At 64.7% G+C, this 19493-nt stretch carries 14 protein-coding genes and 1 other RNA gene; 10 read left to right on the top strand and 5 right to left on the bottom strand.

Annotated elements, in window-relative coordinates; translation table 11 throughout:
• Positions 1 to 64: 64 nt before the first annotated feature.
• Together VT03_RS26190 and VT03_RS26195 are read right to left on the bottom strand one after the other, a co-directional pair.
• On the bottom strand, positions 65 to 874 hold the full coding sequence (locus tag VT03_RS26190) for a hypothetical protein (protein ID WP_075095738.1): 810 nt from the start codon (positions 872 to 874) through the stop codon (positions 65 to 67).
• Positions 875 to 917: 43 nt separating this feature from the next.
• Positions 918 to 1592, bottom strand: a complete 675-nt coding sequence (locus tag VT03_RS26195) for an FkbM family methyltransferase (RefSeq protein WP_075095739.1) — start codon at positions 1590 to 1592, stop codon at positions 918 to 920.
• Between the two features lie 308 nt (positions 1593 to 1900).
• Between VT03_RS26195 and VT03_RS26200 the strand changes: the two genes are divergently transcribed.
• From VT03_RS26200 to VT03_RS26215, 4 genes are all read left to right on the top strand, one after another.
• Positions 1901 to 2593: a CmcI family methyltransferase gene (locus VT03_RS26200; RefSeq protein ID WP_082846552.1), complete on the top strand. Its 693-nt coding sequence runs from the start codon at positions 1901 to 1903 to the stop codon at positions 2591 to 2593.
• 57 nt (positions 2594 to 2650) lie between these two features.
• Positions 2651 to 3229, top strand: a complete 579-nt coding sequence (locus tag VT03_RS26205) for a class I SAM-dependent methyltransferase (protein ID WP_075095740.1) — start codon at positions 2651 to 2653, stop codon at positions 3227 to 3229.
• 738 nt (positions 3230 to 3967) lie between these two features.
• Positions 3968 to 5461 (top strand): MBOAT family O-acyltransferase, encoded by a 1494-nt coding sequence (locus VT03_RS26210; protein ID WP_075095741.1) that lies wholly within the window; start codon positions 3968 to 3970, stop codon positions 5459 to 5461.
• A gap of 171 nt (positions 5462 to 5632) precedes the next feature.
• Positions 5633 to 6889: a hypothetical protein gene (locus VT03_RS26215; protein ID WP_075095742.1), complete on the top strand. Its 1257-nt coding sequence runs from the start codon at positions 5633 to 5635 to the stop codon at positions 6887 to 6889.
• Positions 6890 to 6892: 3 nt separating this feature from the next.
• On the opposite strand, the gene fhcD is transcribed toward VT03_RS26215, so the two are convergent.
• Positions 6893 to 7822, bottom strand: a complete 930-nt coding sequence (gene fhcD / locus VT03_RS26220; protein ID WP_075095743.1) for a formylmethanofuran--tetrahydromethanopterin N-formyltransferase — start codon at positions 7820 to 7822, stop codon at positions 6893 to 6895.
• Between the two features lie 81 nt (positions 7823 to 7903).
• On the opposite strand from fhcD, the gene VT03_RS26225 reads away from it, so the two are divergent.
• The 4 genes from VT03_RS26225 to VT03_RS26240 all read left to right on the top strand — a co-directional run bounded on the left by VT03_RS26225 (position 7904) and on the right by VT03_RS26240 (position 11913).
• On the top strand, positions 7904 to 8377 hold the full coding sequence (locus VT03_RS26225; RefSeq protein ID WP_075095744.1) for a GNAT family N-acetyltransferase: 474 nt from the start codon (positions 7904 to 7906) through the stop codon (positions 8375 to 8377).
• A gap of 203 nt (positions 8378 to 8580) precedes the next feature.
• Complete coding sequence (gene rpsB, locus VT03_RS26230) at positions 8581 to 9327, top strand: 30S ribosomal protein S2 (RefSeq protein WP_075095745.1); 747 nt, start codon at positions 8581 to 8583, stop codon at positions 9325 to 9327.
• A gap of 230 nt (positions 9328 to 9557) precedes the next feature.
• Positions 9558 to 10394 carry a translation elongation factor Ts gene (tsf, locus tag VT03_RS26235; protein ID WP_075097306.1) on the top strand — a complete coding sequence of 279 codons (837 nt, stop codon included), beginning with the start codon at positions 9558 to 9560 and terminating at the stop codon, positions 10392 to 10394.
• Positions 10395 to 10719: 325 nt separating this feature from the next.
• A complete protein-coding gene (locus VT03_RS26240; protein ID WP_075095746.1) occupies positions 10720 to 11913 on the top strand; it encodes a hypothetical protein in 1194 nt (397 codons plus the stop codon).
• A gap of 98 nt (positions 11914 to 12011) precedes the next feature.
• Here the strand turns inward: VT03_RS26240 and VT03_RS26245 are convergent, their stop codons facing one another.
• Positions 12012 to 13325, bottom strand: a complete 1314-nt coding sequence (locus VT03_RS26245; protein WP_075095747.1) for a UDP-glucose dehydrogenase family protein — start codon at positions 13323 to 13325, stop codon at positions 12012 to 12014.
• Between the two features lie 316 nt (positions 13326 to 13641).
• Between VT03_RS26245 and VT03_RS26250 the strand changes: the two genes are divergently transcribed.
• On the top strand, positions 13642 to 14889 hold the full coding sequence (locus tag VT03_RS26250; RefSeq protein WP_075095748.1) for a hypothetical protein: 1248 nt from the start codon (positions 13642 to 13644) through the stop codon (positions 14887 to 14889).
• Between the two features lie 339 nt (positions 14890 to 15228).
• Here the strand turns inward: VT03_RS26250 and VT03_RS26255 are convergent, their stop codons facing one another.
• Positions 15229 to 18387: a DUF1553 domain-containing protein gene (locus VT03_RS26255; protein WP_075095749.1), complete on the bottom strand. Its 3159-nt coding sequence runs from the start codon at positions 18385 to 18387 to the stop codon at positions 15229 to 15231.
• A 676-nt stretch (positions 18388 to 19063) separates the two neighbouring features.
• On the opposite strand from VT03_RS26255, the gene ssrA reads away from it, so the two are divergent.
• Positions 19064 to 19419, top strand: a transfer-messenger RNA (tmRNA) gene (ssrA, locus tag VT03_RS26260).
• Positions 19420 to 19493: the final 74 nt, after the last annotated feature.

Raw genomic sequence — 19493 nt, forward strand, 5'->3', positions numbered from 1 at the left:
TCCCCAACAGACTGCTTGACTGATGACTGAAAACTGATGACTGAAAACGAGCATCGACCATGCTCTACTTGTGGAGCACCGCCACGTCGCGGTCGAACTCCCACTTCTTGAACTCGGAGTGGAGCGGAGCGCCGCAGCAGATCTGCTCGGGGCGATACAGCTCCCACGCCGCCTTGTTGACCGCCGACATGTCGGTCCCGACGTACTCGCCGTGGGCGTCGATCGACTGCGTCAGGTGATCGAGGAACCGCAGGACTTCCGTTCGCGGGCCGCCGTGAATGCCGGGATTGAGGATCGGATTCCAGGGAAACAGGATCCGGCCGAACTGTCGCCGCATTTCCCGCCGCATGAAGGTCTTGAGCAGGATCCGCCGGGGCTCGCGGTTGAAGAACAGAGCGTGCCGGCCGCCGTCCTCCTCCATGAGCCGGAACGGGTCCCGTTTGAACGCCACGTCGCGGCCGTCGGTGATGAGCACGAGCCGGTCATCGATCGTCCGCAGGAAGTCGCGGACGGCGAAGTGCCGCTCGAAGAAGATATGCCGCGGACCGACCGTGATTGGAACACAGTCGACGCAGTCGGTCGTGATTTCCCGCATCTCGGCGTCGGGAACGCCGCTGCACAGGACCGTTCCGCGGAGGCCGATCCGGTTGATCGTGTTCCACCACGGGCGGAGGTAGTCGAGCATCCGGAACGTCGCGCCCGGCGACTTGAAGGCGACCGTGATGACCCGCCCCCGCTGGCGGTCGGTGGCGATGGTCTGGACTTCGGCGAGCCGGTCGAGCTGCCCCTCTTTCCACTGCTGCTTCCGCGCGCGGTAGTCCCTCAGAAAACCGAGCAGGCCATCAAACGGAAGCGAGCGGGCATTTGCGGTCATCGACGGGACGTCCGTAAAGGCGAGGCGAGGCGAAGCGAGAGGCTTAGACCCAGTCGAGGTTCACGTTGCGGATCCCCTCGCGGCGGACGCGGTCGCGGAGCGCCTGAGTCCGCTGGGCCAGGTCGTCCGAGAACCGCTCATGGGTCTCGACGTAGATCGCGGAGATCTCGCGGTGCAGGCCTTCGTCGATGAGCCGGTTGACGAGGTCGACTTCGGCCCCTTCGATGTCGACCTTCAGGACATCGACCCGCCGGTCGAGCTGGCGGATGAACGCGATCAGGTCGATGACCTGTACGGAGACCGCGTTGCCGCTCGTGTGGATGTCCCGCCGGACCAGCGAGGACTCGATCGTGGCCCGTTCAGGACGGGTCTCGAAGCGTTCGGTGCGGAACAGCATCAGCTCGCCCGGCTCGGTCCCGACCGCCGCCTTGTGGAGGTGGACCTGCGGGTGCCCGGCGAACTTGGATTCGAACTTCTCGATGGCGTACGGGTCCGGCTCAAAGGCGTGGACCTCGCATCCCTGCTTGACGAAGGCCGCGGTCACCTGACCGACGTTCGCCCCGCAGTCGATGATCAGCGCGCCCTTGGGCAGTGTGCGGATGTAGTTGATGAACTCCCACGCCACACGGCGCTGCACCTTGAACCGGTTCCGGAACCGGTAGTAGCAGTGCCAGGAGAGCCAGTTGTACCAGTAGGGGTGGTCGACTCGTTTGACCATGGGGCACTTCGCGATCGCGTGTTCGGCGTCCTGCCTCGCGGCCTCCACCGCTCGTCGAGCGGAAGGCCTTGGCCGCGGGCCCACGGTCGAGCGGGATCTGCACCCCGCTCCATCGGGGGCCGGACTATAGGCCTGCTTTCGATTCAGCGGCAAGACGGATTCCCCGGCGGGGACATGGGTTGGGGGCCGGTCCCCGGGCGGCCTCGGCGAGAACTCGTCTTGTTGCAAAAGAGGATCGCGGATTACTGTCCCGGCGGGACGAACTCAACTCCTGAGCGACCGTCCATTCCGGCAAGGATGCCCACCCGATGCGCCCCAAATCCCGTTACTACAAGGGCCCGCTCTCGTTCGTGAAGTCGATGGTCTCGCAGGTCTTCTTCCGCGACCTCGTGAAGAGCACCAAGAACTTCGGGCACATCACCTGGGCCGGCAATCCGATCTGGCAGAACATTTTCGACCTCTGGACGATCCAGGAGATGATCTTCCAGATGCGTCCCTCGCTCATCCTGGAGACCGGAACGAACCGCGGCGGTTCGTCCTTCTTCTACGCCCAGCTCTTCGACCTGATCGGCGAAGGGAAGGTCATCACGGTCGACGTCGAAAAACTCCACGACCTCAAGCACCCCCGCGTCACCTGCCTCCTCGGCAGCTCGACGGGCCAGGAAGTCTTCGGCGAAATGCAGAAGGCCGCCCGCGCCGCCCGCGGCCCGGTGATGGTGATCCTCGACAGCGACCACTCCGCCAAGCACGTCCGTGACGAGCTCGAGCTCTATTCCCAGCTCGTCACTCCCGGCAGCCTGATGCTGGTCCAGGACGGCGTGATCGACACCCTCGGCCGCTTCCGCAAGGGGCGTCCGGGACCGCTCAAGGCGCTGCACGACTTCCTCACGACGCATCCCGAGTTCGAGATCGACCGCGATCTCTGCACCCGCTTCCCGATCACGCACCATCCGGACGGCTGGCTGCGGCGGAAGGCGATGTCGCAGAAGGCGGCCGCCTGATCGGACACGGCTCTCCCGCTGAGCGGGCTTGAATCACTCCCGACCGGAATCGTTTCCATGCACCTCAACAGTCAGCTCCTGTTCCGCAAGCACGCTCTGCATCTCTTCCAGCCCGGCATGCGGGTCCTGGAGATCGGGCCGGACAGCCATCCGTCGTCGTTCCGCAAGCTGCTGGGCGATATGGACCTGAAGTGGGAAACGATCGACATCTTCAACGACCCGCGTCTGACCTATAAGACGAGCGGGGAGTACTCGTTCCCGATCGCGGACAACACGTTCGATCTCGTGGTCTCGGCCCAGGTGGTCGAGCACGTCCGCAAGACGTGGGTCTGGATCAAGGAACTGGCCCGCGTCTGCAAGCCGGGCGGAATGGTCCTGACGATCAACCCGGTGAGCTGGGGCTATCACGAGGCTCCGATCGACTGCTGGCGGATCTACCCGGAAGGGATGCGGACGCTGCACGAAGAAGCCGGCCTCAAGACCGAGCTCAGCACCTGCGAATCGCTTGAGCCGTTCACGAAGTCGGCGAAGCGGTTCGTCCGCGTCGTGACCGATTCGCTGATCCGCTTCCGCGCCCCGTCGCACGGTTTCCCGCCGATCGTCGACACGATCTCGGTCGGACGGAAGGCCGCTTAGTCCGAACTTCGCCCACAGATTTCCTCAAGCCGTCGGCCTCTCCCGCGAGAGTCCGGCGGCTTTGTGTTTTGGGGGGCGGGAGAGGATTAAACACCAAGGCACGAAGAACACCAAGGGGAAGACAGAGGGAAGGGGGGCGACACCGCGGGGGGGGAATTCGCTGGAGGGCGGCCGGTTAAGGTGGGGCAGCGAATCGCGTCCTTGCCGGCACAGCTTTATTTGCTCAAACCCAACGTGCTACGACAGCCGGGGTCAAGGGGGCGACCCCTTGCCGCCGGAGGCAGTCTGGTGAGGAACCGTGGTAAACAACGGATGTCCCCTTTGTGGGACCAGCGTTGAGGACTCCCTCAAAACACACCGCTTGCTTTGCAATCCCCGCGTGTTGGTGAGGGGGCATACGACATGGTGTCCGCGTTTGGACACGATCTCCTTCAGACATCTCCCGACGGCCAGGCCTCCGGCGGGCAAGAGGGGGCCAAGAAAACAACACAGGCCCCCTGCACCCCCTGGACCCAGTCGGCTAGGAGTCGGCTACTGCCTCTTCTTCGTGTCCTTCGTGCCTCCTTGGTGTCTTGGTGTTTTACTCCTCCGTCAAACTGCGAAGGATAGGCGAAGTGTGCCGATTCGCGCTGACTTGCTGAAGGTGAGGGCTTTGACGGGTCGAAATCAGCCCAGTTGGGAGAGCTTTGCCGGGCGCTTCCTTGCTGATTTCCACGTCCCCCAACCCGGGTCGACGGCATGCTGTTCAGCTCCTATGTCTTCATCCTGCTGTTCCTCCCGATCACGCTGATCGGCTTTGCGCTCTGCAGTCCAGCAGGGACGCGGGCCTCAATGCTCTGGCTGCTGATCGCGTCGGCCTTCTTCTACGGCTTCTGGAACCCGATCCACCTGCCGCTGTTCGCGGCGTCGGCCCTCATCAACTTCGGGCTGGGACGGTTTCTGCGGACCTCCGCGCCGAAGTGGCAACGGAACACGGCGCTCGCCGGTGGCGTTGCGGCCAATCTGGCCGTCATCAGTTACTACAAGTACGCCGGTTTCTTTGCCGAGGTGTTCGCCGGTCTGACGGGGGCGGGGATCACGTTTGACAAAGTGATCCTGCCGCTCGGGATCTCGTTCTTCACGTTCCAGCAGATCGGCTACCTCGTCGACACCTGGCGGCATCAGGTTCGCCCCTACACGCTCCTCGAATACGCCTTCTTCGTGATGTTTTTCCCGCACCTCATCGCGGGACCGGTCGTTCAGCACAACGACCTCCTCGATCAGGTCGAAGGGAAGCGGACCCTCAAGCTCCACACCCGCGACCTAGCGGTGGGGCTCGTGATCTTTGTGCTCGGCCTCATGAAGAAGGTTGCGATCGCGGACTCGATCCAGCCGTTCGTCGGGAACGTCTTCGGGACCGCTGCGGCGGGGCACGACGTTGGAATGACGAGTGCCTGGGTCGGCGTCCTGGCTTACACGCTGCAGCTCTACTTCGACTTCTCCGGCTACTCCGACATGGCGATCGGCCTCGCCCGGATGTTCAGCTTCCAGCTGCCGCTCAACTTCAATTCGCCCTATAAGGCGACGTCGATTATCGACTTCTGGCGGCGGTGGCACATCACGCTGTCGGTCTTCCTCCGGGACTATCTTTACATCCCCCTCGGCGGCAGCCGCTGCGGCCCGGTCCGTCGCTACACCAACCTGCTGATCACCATGACCCTGGGCGGACTGTGGCACGGGGCAGGGTGGACCTTCATTCTCTGGGGGGCGTTCCACGGCGGACTCCTCTGCGTGAACCACGGCTGGAACGCGGTGAAGAAGCACTTCGGCTGGGGGGACCTCGGCTGGGCCGGCCGGACGGTCGCATGGGGCCTGACCTTCACGGCAGTGGTCGTGGGGTGGGTCCTGTTCCGGGCGGAACGTCTCGAAACCGCCCAGTCGCTCCTGGCCTCGATGTTCGGATTCGTCGCCGAGGGAGCGGAACCGGTCCGCAAGGCGAAGACGATCCTGCTGGGGCTGCTGGGGTTGCTCGGCGCCACCGTCCTGCTTCCCAACACGCAGCAGCTTCTGGCCCGCTTCGAACCGGCTCTCGGCTGGAAGAAACTGGCCGAGCACATCCCGCCCGCTCCCGCGTGGATGGCGTGGTACTCCTGGCAGCCGTCGGCCGCCCGCGGGGCACTGCTGGCGGTCGGGTTCGTGGGAGTGGTCGCGATGCTGACGCGGGTCAAGGAGTTCCTGTACTTCCAGTTCTAGCCGGATCTCGAAGGCGGCGTTTTGAGCTGTCAGCTGTCAGCAATCAGTAGTGAGGACTTGCGGACGGGATCCGCAGGAGATTGTTCGCTGTTCGAATGAGTTCGCTGACGGCTGAAAGCTGATCGCTGACAGCCAAAGACACTCCCACTGCGACCAGACGGGGAACCAGCCATGAATCCGAATCACGCCGACGACGTCCGCCCCTACCGCAGCTTCCTGCTGGCGTTCGTTGGAACGTCGGCCGCGCTGCTCTCCGGGATGGCGGCCCTCAACGTCGTGGTCGACCCCTACACCTCGTGGAACAGCCGCGTCTTTCCCGGAGTCTGGGACTTCGCGACGAGCCGCGTCGGTAAGGGAGAGATTTTCCACGCCTACAACGGTGAGACCGCGCTCGTCGGGAACTCACGGGTGATGCTCGGGATCCGCGGCGGGGCGGAAGGCTCACCGGCCGACGACGATGCGGACGTGCCGTGCAACCTCGGGATCGCCGGGGCCTCGTACGGCGAACTGCAGGAGATCCTCCGCTGCTGCCTCGACCGGTCGAACATTCGCCGCATCCTGTTCTTCGTCGACTTCCAGACGTTCCGCGAGGAGTACCAGTTCAACGAGAGTTTTTCGCTCTCGCGGTTCAACCCGGCCAAGGCTCCTTTCGACCACCTGTGCGATCTCGTCTGGAACTACCACACGTCGCAGGACTCGTTCGAGAAGCTCGGGATGGTCGTCCGCGGCATCCCGGCGGACTTCACGGCGACTGCCTGTCCCATCCCCGAGCGGCAGCGGGCCAAGGAGTCCTTTGCCGTCCGCACCGAGAAGATCATCCGGAACGTGACCGCGGAGCGGGGCTTTCAGTATTCCCCGGCGACGGTGGAAAAGCTGCGCGAGCTGATCCAGCACTGCCGGCAGCAGAACGTCGAACTCGTCCTGGCGATCAACCCGACGCACGCCACGTTCCTTGAGACCTACTGGCAAGGCGGCACGTGGAAGGAATACCAGCGGTGGGCCCGTCATCTCACGCAGGTTGTCCAGGAAGAAGGCGAAGGGGCCGTCGCCCTGTGGGACTTCAACGGGTTCCACCCGTATACGACCGAGTCTCTGACGGGCGCGGACGGCAAGGCGGTAACAGGGGTGGAGTGGTTCTGGGAACCCTCGCACTACACCTGTGCCCTCGGCGACCGGATGCTCCAGCGGATCAGCGGAGCGCCCGAAGCGGATCCGAACTTCGGCACCCGGCTGACGCCTGAAAACGTCGAAGGGCGGCTCGCCGCGATGGAAGCGGGCCACGAGCTGTGGGCGACTCATCACGCCGTGGAAGTCCAGCTCGTCCAGCAGATCGCCGCGACCGGCCGGATCGGTTTCCTCCAGCAGGCGACGCACGCAGAAGTGCAGACGGCCGCCGCCTCCGCCACCGAAGAGACCGTCATCCGCTGAGTGCTACGCCTGGTCCGGCTGCGGGTGCAGGTGAATGAAATTCTTCCCGAGCCGGCCGTTGTAGTTGCCGGCCGAGATCTTCACGAGACCCGGCGTTTCGAGAGCGGCGTCGATGGCGGCATAGGTCGAACGGCGGACCGTTTCGAGGTCGTGGCCGTTGATGATGATCTCCTGGATCGACACGACCCCTTCGGGAACCTGCGACGCCGTACCGAGCTTCTCCCGCAGCGTGGGGCAGAACGGATCGTTCGTGCTGGCGAACAGGAACGAGTAGCGGCTCCCCGCCTTCGATCCGCTCGAGGCCAGGCCGCCGGGGAAGGGGGCGATCACGCCGGGAACGGACATCGCCCCTTCGAGGCCCCGCTCGGCGGCCAGGAGGGCGGCGTCCGCGGTCGTCCCCATGAACCACAGATTCCCCCCCATGATCCCGTCGCGGAAGCCGAACCGCCGGTCGACGACGAACTCGCCGGACATGATCGGGAGGACCCACACCTTGCGGCCGAACCGCTCGTCGCGGAACTGGTGGTGATCGCCGAAGAGGGCGATCTTCCGGCCGAGCTTGAAGTAGACCTCGGTGTCGAGCAGGTTGAAGCAGGCGGTGGTCGGGCAGGTCAGTACGTTCTGGCTGATGCGGGTCAGCAGCACCTTTTCAAGGTGGGCTTCCCGGTCCTTCTTGAAGCGTGGAACGTGGACCTGGACGATCGCCCCCGGGCGGCCGTCGGGCGTGGCGAACGATTCATCCCCCCCGGGGCCGACGTAGCGGGACAGCCCCGCCTCGCAGTCGCAGAGGATGGAGCTGGAGGCGTTCCCGGTGGCGGCGTTGACGGCGTGGTCGAGCCATTTCCGGTCGCGGGCCGTGATCAGGAACTCGGCGTAGATGCTGCGGAAGGCTTCGGCGTAGGTGTCTTCGACAAGCTGGGAGCGGTCAGCCACAATCGTCTCTCATCAGGCCGTGTTGCAGAGCGATCTTTTTCTAGGTGGCCCGTCTACCGCGTTCAAGGGCCGTGACCCGTGATGCTGGATCAGGACGCCCCTCCGCCGGTCGAGATCCACCGGCTGATGGAGTTGCCCCCTGCACTCGAACGCCTGATTGCCGAGAGCGAGCGGGAAGGCTTCCGGTTCCTGCGTCGACTGGCGGACGACTGGGCCGCGGGACGAAACCGGTTCGCCGGCCCAGGCGAAGGGCTCTGGGGAGCCGCCGTGGCGGGACAGTGGATCGGGACGTGCGGCCTGAACATTGAAGAGACGTCACCCGATGGACCGATGGGGAGGCTCCGTCGCCTGTACGTTTGTGCCGATTGGCGGAGGACCGGTGTCGGTTCGCTTCTCGTCCAGACTGCCCTCGCGGCGGCGGCCACGCAGTTTCGGGCCGTTCAGCTGCGGACCGACAATCCGGACGCCGCGGCGTTCTATCGAGCCCTCGGTTTTCAGACGGTGTCCGGAGATCCGAACGTCACTCACAGGCGGATTCGGGCCGACTCGACCTGACTTCGCTGGCGAAACGCGGCCGGCCCGAGAGAATCCCCGGCCCCAGGAGCGGGGCAGGGCAGGAAGATGCGCCGCAATCGTCAATTCCCGTGCCCCGTTTGACGAAACCGAAAGGGCCGACTATCCTTCGCCCCTTACCCCCGAGGTCGGTGGAGTTTTCGTATTTCCAGCGGGTGGTAATTCGAGCATTGGAGTCAGCGGACGTGGCGGAAATCGTCGTCAAAGACATCCTGGAAGCGGGAGTTCACTTCGGGCACAAGACGAGCCGGTGGAATCCGAAGATGCGGCCGTATATCTACGGTCGTCGTAACAAGATTCATATCATCGACTTGAAGGAAACGGTCCGCGGCCTCGTCCGGGCCCAGAAGTACCTTCAGAAGGTCGCCGCTCAGGGCTCGCTGATCCTCTTCGTCGGCACCAAGCGCCAGGCCCAGGAAGCGGTCCAGCAGGCCGCCGAAGCGTGCGGCATGCCCTACTGCACCGAACGGTGGCTGGGTGGGACGCTCACGAACTTCCGGACGATCCGCGCCCGCCTCAAGCGGCTCGAGGAACTGGAAGGCCTGGAGCAGACCGGCCAGATCACCAGCTACTCCAAGAAGCAGCAGTCCCGCCTCCTGCGGGACCTCAAGAAGATCCGCGCCAACCTCGGCGGGATCCGGGAAATGACCCGCCTGCCGGAAGCGATCGTCATGGTCGACCCGAGCAAGGAAAAGAACGCGGTCGCCGAAGCCCGCGGCCTGGGGATCAAGATCGTCGCCCTGATCGATACCGACTCCAACCCGGACTCGGTCGACCTCGCGATCCCGGGGAACGACGACAGCATCCGTTCGATCCGCGTCATCACCGGCTACCTCAGCGACGCGATCAAGTCCGGCCGGAGCGCGATCGTCCGCAAGCAGGAAGAGACGGTCAAGGCGGAAGAATACAAGGCCGTTCCGAACGTTCGCTAAGCCTGTCCCGATCGATTCGCGAACCCACGGCCGACCTCCGTGGGTTTTCGCGTTGATGGGGGTGAGCGAATGAGAACGCGGAATGCGAACGGCGGGTGAATCCACCGTTCCGAGTGTGTGAAAAAGTGCTCGCGCGGCCGCCGGAGGAGGGCCGTGCCGGCGAAGCAGACAGTATCCAGGGGTTTTGCATTTCGTCGGGAGTCGATCCCGGCGCATCAGGAGTGTTCGAGATGGCAGATATCACGGCAAAGATGGTGAACGACCTGCGCCAGAAGACGGGTCTGTCGATGATGCTGGTCAAGAAGGCCCTCGTGGACGCCGGCGGCGACGAAGCCAAGGCGATCGAGATCCTCAAGCAGCAGGTCGGCAAGGTCCTGGTGAGCCGGGCCCAGAACGCCACGGAAGAAGGCTGGATCTTCGCCGCGACGAAGCCGGACGGCAGCGAAGCCGCCCTCGTCGAGCTCCAGTGCGAGTCCCCGCCGGTCGCCAAGGCGGATGACTTCGTGAACCTGGGCAACGCCCTCGTCAACCAGCTCCTCAACGGCCCCGGCGCCGCCACCCCGGAAGAGCTTCTCCAGCAGCCTGCCCCGAACGGCGGTACGCTCCAGGGAATGTTCGACGAAGCGGTCAACCGGATCCGCGAGAAGTTCGTCGTCGCCCGCATCGCCCGCGCCAAGGGGCCGGTCGGCGTCTACGTCCATCACGACGGCAAGACGGCGGTCCTGTTCGAAGCGACCGGCGAGAACCTGACGGCCCCGATCCTCCGCGATGTCGCGATGCACGTCGCCGCCATGAAGCCGACCGTCGCTACCGTCGAGCAGGTCGATCCGGCCCTCGTGAAGGCGGAGCGGGACAAGCTGACCGCCGACGCGGCCAAGTCCGGCAAGCCGGCCAACATCATCGAGAAGATCGTCGACGGCAAGATGAGCGTCTTCTACCGCGACGAAGCGGGCGTCCTCTCCGAGCAGGCCTTCGCCAAGGACGACACCAAGTCGGTCCGCCAGGTCCTCGCCGAAGCGGGCCTCAAGGTCAAGAATTACACGCTGTTCGTTCTCGGACAGAAGTAAGCAGCTCGACCGCACGGCAATCTGAATACCCGACCGCCCCCGGAGCTTCCGCGGGGCGGTTTTGTTTTTGGGGTGATCAGTTTTCAGTTTTCAGTTGTCAGCGAGACAGGAGCCGCACTTCTGACTGACAACTGACAACTTCCCCACTCTTCGCAACCCCCACAATCCGCACGTCCATTTCAACCCATTCCCTCGATTCCTGCGGCAAAAGTGCCGATCTAGGACGATAAGGAAAAATCGCTACACCCGGACCACGGTCCGGCGTGACAGGGATGCAGGTCCGGTTCCGGGGGGAGTCGGACAGATGAGGGTGGGGGGATCAGGGATGCGCATCGCTCTCGCGACCGTGGTGCTGTTGAGTCTGCTGCAGACGTCCGTCCACGCGCAGATGTGGGCCGACGCCGAATGGCTCTACTTCGCCCGCCTCTCCGGCAGCAACGTCCCCGTCATCTCGGGCCCCAACGGCTTCTCGACGGACAATGACGGCAGCGGCTCCGGCTACCGCCTCAGCATCGGCGGCCACATCGGGGACTTCGAGATCGATGCCTCGTTCCTGAACATCGAAGGACTCTCGTCGAGCTCCACGGGTACGCTGACGAGCGCCCTTTCGTTCGACACGGAGGCGAATAACGCCATCGTCTTCAACGGCGGGGCCAACGGAACGGCGCCTGCTAACACGCTCGCGATTTCGAGCGCCCTCTTCCGCGCCGCGACCTACGCCGGCGCTGGGGACAATGAAACGCTCGAAGCGGAGTTCCTGCTTCCCGGCGCGACCGTTGCCCTTCAGAGCTACACGGATGTCCGCAGCGGCGAGATCAACTTCGGTACCAACCGGAACCTTCGCCCCTGGCGGCTGGGGGTCGGTTACCGGACCTGGATCGTGACCGACGGTACGAGCTCCCTGATCAGCGGCACCTTCGACGCTCTCGACGCCGACGATGCCCAGACGGTCGGCGGCGGAACCAACGACGCCAACGACGGCCTCTCGCACGCGGCTCTGACGAGTGCCGGATACGGGCTCGTTGCCGGGGGGGCCGACGGATTCGACGCGATCGCGGTCGGCGGGCCGGACACCCTGCGGATCTTCGACAGCGGCTACGCCCGCAACGAGCTCCACGGAGCCCAGCTCACCGGGGCCTACCAGCTCTTCCCGCTCGAGTGGCTGACGCTCGAGGTCATCGGCCGGGCCGGACTCTACTACAACAACGTCCAGGGGAGCGTCCTGGAGCAGCTCGCCGGCTCGGTCAACGACGACTCGATCTACCAGCGGGCCTTCAGCGGCAAGAAGAGCGCCGCCTCGTTCGTCGGCACGCTTGGCTTCCGCGGCCTCTTCCCGATCACCGACTACATCAGCGTGATTGCCGGCTACGAAGCGATCTTCATGGGGGGCGTCGCCCTCGGATCCAAGCAGTTCGAAGGGATCTCGACCACGCCCCTCGGAGCCGAGTACTACGACCCGCGGTCCAGCAACCATCTCATCCTGCACGGTGGCAACCTGGGCCTGCAGATCACTTGGTAGCCGCGCACCCGGTCGCCTGAGACACACAAAGAAGAAATGCCGGCCGGGAACATTCCCCGGCCGGCATTTTTCGTCTTACGTCCGCGTGCTGCGGGCTATCATTTCTTCTCGGACGAGAGTCCCACGCCGAGGTACGTAATCCCTTCCTTGGCCATCCGCGAGGGATCGTAGAGGTTCCGGCCGTCGAAGATGACCGGGGCCTTGAGCTTGTGCTTGATGTAGGCGAAGTCCGGATTCCGGTACTCGTTCCACTCGGTCACGATCGCCATGGCGTCCGCCCCTTCGAGCGTGTCGTAGTGGTGTTCGTGATAGCGGACCTTGTCGCCGATCTCCTTCTGTACGTTCTCCATCGCCACCGGGTCATGGACGTGAACTTCCGCTCCCGCTTCGATGAGCTGCTCGAGGAGCACGAGGGCCGGAGCTTCGCGGATGTCGTCGGTGCGGGGCTTGAAGGCCAGTCCCCACACGGCGATCTTCTTCCCCTTGAGGCTGGCGCCGAAGCGGGCGGTGATCTTCTCGAACAGGACGTTCTTCTGCCGGTTGTTGATCTCGTCGACCGCTTCCAGCATCTGCATCCGCATTCCCTTCTCGGCTGCGACGGACGAGAGCGCCCGGACGTCCTTCGGGAAGCAGGAGCCGCCGTAGCCGACGCCCGGGAAGAGGAACGCGAACCCGATCCGCTGATCGTGTCCGATGCCGCGGCGGACTTCGTTGATGTCCGCTCCGACCCGCTCGCAGAGGTTCGCCATCTCGTTGATGAAGCTGATCTTCGTCGCCAGGAGGCAGTTGGCGACGTACTTCGTCATCTCGGCGCTTTCGAGCCCCATGACGAGATAGGGCTTCTCCGTCCGCAGGAACGGCTTGTAGAGGTCATGGACGACGTCGGCGACGTCCTCGCGGTCGCACCCCACGACGACCCGGTCGGGCTTCGTGAAGTCGTCGATTGCGCAGCCTTCCTTCAAGAACTCGGGGTTCGAGGCGACGTCGACCGTCCGGCCCGTCAGCTCCCGCAGGCGATTGGCGATCTTGCGGTTCGTTCCGACCGGGACCGTGCTCTTGACGATGACGACGGCGTCCGGCCGCAGGTACGGGGCGATCGCGTCGGCGGCGGAGAAGAGGTAGCTCAGGTTGGCGGAGCCATCGTCTCCCTGCGGCGTGCCGACCGCCAGGAAGATGCACTTGGCGTCCGGAACGCAGGTCGAGACGTCGGTCGTGAACTTGAGGCGGCCCTGCTCGGCGTTGTGCTGGATCATCTCCGTGAGACCCGGCTCGTAGATCGGAACGTCGCCATCCTTCAGCATGGCAATCTTCTGGGCGTTGATGTCGACGCAGGTGACGTCGTTGCCGCTGTCGGCGAAGCACGTCCCCGTGACCAGCCCGACGTAGCCCGTTCCCATCATCACAATCTTCACAACCGCATCTCCCGATCAGTCCGGAGCATTCCGGAGTGGTTTCAATTTCCTCTGGAAACATAACACAGCGTCTGGGACGCTAAACCTTCCCGTCCGGAAAGGTTGACGCAATCGACGGCATCGCGTGTAAAACGGGCGAATTGCGCAAAGTGGGGCGGCGTGTTGCGTTTGGACGACATGTCGACCGGGGGCAGCAGAAACGGCCGGACCGCAGCGGGAGGCGGGGGCTGTTCCGCGCAAACGCCTGTGCCGCCGAGGACCGCTGTTGAGGCCAACGGGGAGCCGAGCCTACGCTCGCCCCGGTCAGGAGCCTCCGATGACGATCCGTACACTCTCGACGACTTTTGCGCTGCTGGTCCTGGCCTTGGCGGGACTCTCCCGCGGGGAGGACGCGGCGGCGCCGACAGTCCTTCCCGACGCTGCTGCCTCCGGCGGGATGCCTCCCGTTGCGCTCCCTCCCGAACCGGGCCTCAAGGCCGGGTGCGTGATCATGCGCGACGGGCGGACGTTCGTGGGGGACGTGACGTCAGTGGCCGACGGATACGCAATCCGGCTCGTTCAGGGGGGCCGCTTCGTCGTTCCCTATGATCAGGTGCGGCTGACGGCGGCGGACGTCAAGGAGGCGTACCGGAAGCAGAAGGAGACGATGAAGAACGGCTCCGCATCCGAAGTGGCGGGATTGGGCCGCTGGTGCTTCGAGCAGAAACTCTATGAGGAAGGGCGGGCCGAGTGCCTGCAGGCGATCCGCCTGGAGCCGAACCGTGCGGACCTGCGGCAACTCCTCCTGCGGATCGACGCCGCCACTGGGCAGGCCAATGTCGGAGAGCTTCCCGAGATGTCGGTCGTCCCCGCCGCCGCGCCTCCCCCTGTTCGGTCAGCGTCGGCTGCCGCTCCGGTTGGGGTCTCTCCCAGGAGCAACGCCGACTTCGTGCGGATGATCCAGCCCCTGCTGATGAACACGTGCGGCAACGCCGCCTGCCATGCCGCCAAGTCCGAGACCGAATTCCGGATCATGGCGGTCCGGCCGGGGCAGGGGAGTCAGCGGTTTCAGAGTCAGCACAATCTGGAGCAGGTGCTGCGTCAGATCACGTCGGCCGAGCCGGAGTCGAGCCCGCTTCTGACGGTCACGCGGAACACCAAGGCGGGCGATCCGCACCACGGCGTTTTCGATGGACGCCGGGGGACGATGCAGTTCGACCTGCTCAAGGAATGGGTGGTCCGGGTCAGTCGAGAGAAGTCCGGAGCGGGAACGGTCGCGGCGGGGGGCAAGTCCGCTCCGCAGCGGCTCGTGCCGATTCCGCGTGGTGCGGAGCGATCGATTGTGATCAAGCCGCGGGCCGCCGACGGCGATGAGGTGAGCGAGGGGGGGAATCCCCGCGGGATCGTCCTGACCTCCGGTGAACGGAGAGCCGAAGAGGCTATCCCGGCAGAGTCCGGGGAGCAGTCCGACGAGGATCTTCTCCGCGATGTTCGTCGGGAGTCGCTTCCTGATCCCTTTGATCCGGACGAGTTCAACCGGTCGGTGCATGGAAAGACGGCGGCTGAGCTCCGCGGTGCGCCCTGACTGCTCAACCCGCGCCCTTGCCGGACGGACTCGATAGCTCAAACCCAACGTGCCACGGCAGCCGGGGTCAAGGGGGTCACCCCTTGCCGCCGGAGGCGCTTTTGTGAGGAACCGTGGTACGCAACGGATGTCCCCTGTGTGGTGCCAGCGTTGAGGACTCCCTCACATCACACCGCTGGCTTTGTAAACCCAGCGGGTTGGTGAGGGGGGCTACGGCACGGTGTCCGCGCTTGGACACACACTCCTTCAGACATCTCTCGACGGCCAGGCCTCCGGCGGGCAAAGGGGCGTTGCCCCCTTGCATCCCCCACCAGGGGCGTGGCCCCTGGACCCCGGTTCTTATTTGTTGAGCACTTCGTCCAGGTTCATCAGCTCGTTGCACAGCATCGTCCAGGCTGCCAGCTCACCCGCATCCAGCGTCGCCAGCGGCTTCGTCTCACCGACCGCAATCACCTTCGCGGCCTCCGCCGGATTCGCCTTGTAGAACGCCACCAACTCGCCCAGCGACGCATCGATCACCGGCTGCTCCTCCGACCGCAACGGCCGCGATAACAGATTCTCCGCCAGGAAGCGGGTCCGCGACACCACATCGGCCCCCCCCTCAGTCAGCGCCCGCTGCGCCAGATGCCTGGCCGCCTCAACAAACTGCTCATCATTGAGCGTCATCAACGCCTGCAGCGGCGTGTTCGTCCGCTCCCGCCGCACCGTGCAGGTCTCCCGGCTCGGTGCGTTGAAGATGTCCATCTGAGCCGGCGGAGCACTCCGCTTCCAGAACGTGTATAGACTCCGGCGATACAAACTCTCACCCGTATCGCGGCGGTAGTTCCGGGTATTGCTCTCCACCATCGCCACCGCTTCCCAGACCCCATCGGGCATATAGGGACGAACGCTCGGCCCCCCGATCTTGCCTGAGAGCAGCCCGCTCGTCGCCAGCGCATAGTCACGGACCATCTCGGCATCCATCCGGAACCGCGGCCCGCGCGAGAGCAACCGGTTCGACGGATCCTTCTCCAGCTTGTCCGGCGTCACGGTCGCTGCCTGCCGGTAGGCCGAGGACATGACGAGCATCTTGTAGAACTTCTTCACGTCCCAGCCCTGCTCGCGGAACTCCACCGCCAGCCAGTCGAGCAGCTCCGGATGACTCGGCAGCTCACCCGTGATCCCAAAGTCCCCCGACGTCCGGACCAGCCCGCTGCCGAACAGCTCCTGCCAGAAGCGATTCACCGTGACGCGGGCCATCAGCGGATGGCTCGGGCTGAGGAGCCACTGGGCAAACCCCAGCCGGTTCCGCGGAGCCTCCGCGGGGAACGCGGGCAGGACCGCCGGAACGTCGGGTGAAACCTGATCCTTCCGCTTGTCGTAGTCCCCGCGGTTCAGGATGAAGGCCATCGCGGGCTCGGTCTTCTCCTGCATGACGTGAGCCACCGTCCCGCGGGCACGGATGTTCTTGTCCTGCCATTCCAGGTCGTTCACAACCGCCGTCAGCGCCCGGTACTGCTCGTCCTGCGTCGCCAGCCACCAGGTGTGGACTTCCTCGATCTCCTGCGGCGTCCGCTTCTCGACCGGCTTCGCCAGGATCGTGGCGTACTTTGACGATCGGGCCAGCGACTCCATCTCCTCCGCCGGCAGCGGACGGCGATAGACCCGCAGATCGTGCAGAGCCAGATTCGGGAGGAACTGCCCCGTCTGCCGCTGGCCCACCTTGAACGGCACATCCGTCTTGATCGAGTGGTTGAGGCTGTCCACCTGGACGCCGGTCGGCTGGACCTGGCCGTTGATATAGATCTTCACTCCCGCCGCCTTCGACGAGCCGTCATAGCTGAACGCCACGTGCGTCCACTCGTTCGCCGGGACCTGCGCCGTCGAAACGACCTTCAGCGCATCGTCGGACCACTTGTTGACGATGTGCGTCCCGACCCGCCGCCCCTCGATCCAGAAGTCCCAGCCGCGGTAGTCGTGCTGGTCATCCATCCGGGCGCAGATCGATCCCGAGCCGTCGTTCGGAGACAGCTTGACCCACGCCGCGCAGCTGAACGGCTGGTCCCGCTCAAAGTCCCCCGCCTCCTTGACCTCGGCGACGCCGCTGGTCGTGATCAGCACCGCGTTGTCCGAGACATGCCCCGGCTCCCACTTCGTCTGCCGCGGGAGGTTCACGTCGCGACCCTTGCCGTCGATCTCGATGTGAGTCTTGTTCCCTTTCCCCTCCTTCAGCGGAGCCAGCAGGGCGAGCCCCTCCTTCGGCAGGGTCGTCGCGAAGTCCTCCGGCTTGACCGTCTTCATCCACTCGTCGAACAGCGGCCGGGCCTCCTGCCGACGGGCGGCGACCTTGGCCTGCGCGGCGGGGATCTCTTGCTTGAGGGCATCGAGCCGCGGCTGCTCGTCGGGCCGGGCGACGGGGATGATCGGCGGAGTGTCTTTGATGTTGCCGTCCATCGCGTTCTGCGTCGTGTTATTGAAGAACGCCGCCAGCGAATAGAACTCCTTCTGGGAGAGCGGGTCGAACTTGTGGTCGTGGCAGACAGCACACCCCGCGGTCAGCCCCATGAAAACCTGCGACACCGTCTCGGTCCGGTCGCGGGTGTAGAGGACAAGGTACTCCTCGGCGATCGCTCCCCCTTCGTTCGTCGTGATGTTGCAGCGGTTGAAGCCCGAAGCGATCTGCTGTTCGAGGGTCCGGTTCGGGAGCAGGTCCCCCGCGAGCTGTTCGACGGTGAACTGGTCGAACGGCATGTTGCGGTTGAATGCCCCGATCACCCAGTCGCGGTACGTCCACATCTCGCGGTAGTTGTCGAAGTGGATCCCGTGCGTGTCGGCGTAGCGGGCATAGTCGAGCCAGTACCGCCCGCGGTGCTCTCCCCACTTCGGCGATTCCAGCAGCGTGTCGACGAGCTTTTCGTAGGCACTCGGATCGGCGTCCTTGACGAAGGCCTCGACGAGCTCGGGCTTCGGCGGCAGTCCGGTCAGATCGAGGCTGACCCGCCGCGCGAGCGTCCGGCGATCCGCTTCCGCGGCAGGCGAAAGCCCTTCCTTTTCCAGCCGGGCCAGGATGAACGCATCGACCGGTGTCCGGACCCAGGCGGTGTTCTTGACCGCGGGGGGCGTCGGCCGGGTGGGGGCGATGAACGACCAGTGCGGCTGGTACTCCGCGCCGGAGGCGACCCACTGCTTGAGGAGGTCCTTCTGCCGGTCCGTCAGCTTCTTGTGGGAAGCGGGCGGGGGCATGAGTGTTTCGGGATCGGTCGAGAAGATCCGCTCGATGAATCCGCTTTCGTCCGGCTTGCCGGGGGCGAGGGCTCCGGCGGCGATGGCGTCATCGCGGCGATCGAGGCGGAGGTCCGCTTTGCGGGCGGCGCTGTCCGGCCCGTGGCAGGCGAAGCAGGTGTCGGCCAGGATCGGGCGGATGTCGCGGTTGTATTCGATCTCGGCGCCGCGGGCGGTGGCGAGGGCGGCGAGAGAGAGAGCGAGCAGGAGAAACGGGAGTCGCACGGTGCGGGGCATCGATTGCGGTCTCACGGGAGGCATCGGAGGGCCGTCGGGGCGGGGCAGGCAATCCATCAATCCTACCCGATTCAAGTGTCGGTTGACCAAGCTGCGAAGAGGATTCTGTTCCCGTGCGTGCGTCTGCTGGATGGTGGTCCGACATCGCCCCCAGCCGGGGTCCAGGGGGTACCCCTGGTGGGGAGTGCAGAGGGGCAACGCCCCTTTGCCCGCCGGAGGCCTGGCCGTCGAGAGATGTCTGAAGGAGGGCGTCTCCGAACTTGGACAACGTGCCGGATGCCCCCTCACCAACCCGCGGGGATTGCAAAGCCAGCGTTCTGGATTGAGGGAGTCCTCATCGCTGGTTCCACAAAGGGGACATCCGTTGTTTACCACGGTTCCTCACAGGTGTGCCTCCGGCGGCAAGAGGGCGTGGCCCCCTTGACCCCAGGCTGCCGTAGCACGTTGGGTTTGAGCAAACAGTGTCGTGCCGGCAAGGACGGGTTCGAGACACCGGGATCATCCTCAGTCCTCCATCAACCCCCATTCGGCAAATGCCCCCTCTCCCCCCACGGCCCCCTCCGACCACGGAATCCGCCTCACAAGCCAGAACCCCAATTGACCCCACGCCGGAGTCGAATACGATTCCGTTCCGAACCTGGGAGCCGGAAACGGTGTCCGGGTGAGGAAGCCAACCGGGGGCGATCGGATTCGACTGGTTCTCCGCGGGTGGTGGTTGCGTGTCGTGGTTGATCAGTTTGCCACGTAAAAAGCTGATCAAAAAAGAACTGCCAACAAGCAGTTTGCCCTCGCTGCCTAGAGATAGGCGCGACCGTCTGCGGAAGCCCTGCCTGAGGCGTCCAAAAGTCGGTTACCAATTCGGGCTGGTCTCCTCTCACTGATCGCTGGTGAGGAGACGAGATCAAAGGCGATCTGGTCAGAGAACGTTCTGTTCGCCGTACCGACCCTGACGACTTGAACGACGGACTACACACGTAGAGGCCCCATCTCAGGGCTCTCAGGACGGGGGTTCAATTCCCCCCGCCTCCATGTGAAGGCCGGCTGCAGAGATGCAGCCGGCCTTTTTCGTGCGCGGGGAATCGCAGGAGGACCGAGTGCCACTCGCG

The sequence above is a fragment of the Planctomyces sp. SH-PL14 genome (assembly GCF_001610835.1).
Taxonomy (GTDB): domain Bacteria; phylum Planctomycetota; class Planctomycetia; order Planctomycetales; family Planctomycetaceae; genus Planctomyces_A.

Coding starts and splice junctions, on each gene's coding strand:
- VT03_RS26190 (WP_075095738.1), bottom strand. CDS start 874: ATGACCGCAAATGCCCGCTCGCTTCCGTTTGATGGCCTGCTCGGTTTT.
- VT03_RS26195 (WP_075095739.1), bottom strand. CDS start 1,592: ATGGTCAAACGAGTCGACCACCCCTACTGGTACAACTGGCTCTCCTGG.
- VT03_RS26200 (WP_082846552.1), top strand. CDS start 1,901: ATGCGCCCCAAATCCCGTTACTACAAGGGCCCGCTCTCGTTCGTGAAG.
- VT03_RS26205 (WP_075095740.1), top strand. CDS start 2,651: ATGCACCTCAACAGTCAGCTCCTGTTCCGCAAGCACGCTCTGCATCTC.
- VT03_RS26210 (WP_075095741.1), top strand. CDS start 3,968: ATGCTGTTCAGCTCCTATGTCTTCATCCTGCTGTTCCTCCCGATCACG.
- VT03_RS26215 (WP_075095742.1), top strand. CDS start 5,633: ATGAATCCGAATCACGCCGACGACGTCCGCCCCTACCGCAGCTTCCTG.
- VT03_RS26225 (WP_075095744.1), top strand. CDS start 7,904: ATGCTGGATCAGGACGCCCCTCCGCCGGTCGAGATCCACCGGCTGATG.
- tsf (WP_075097306.1), top strand. CDS start 9,558: ATGGCAGATATCACGGCAAAGATGGTGAACGACCTGCGCCAGAAGACG.
- VT03_RS26240 (WP_075095746.1), top strand. CDS start 10,720: ATGCGCATCGCTCTCGCGACCGTGGTGCTGTTGAGTCTGCTGCAGACG.
- VT03_RS26250 (WP_075095748.1), top strand. CDS start 13,642: ATGACGATCCGTACACTCTCGACGACTTTTGCGCTGCTGGTCCTGGCC.
- VT03_RS26255 (WP_075095749.1), bottom strand. CDS start 18,387: ATGCCCCGCACCGTGCGACTCCCGTTTCTCCTGCTCGCTCTCTCTCTC.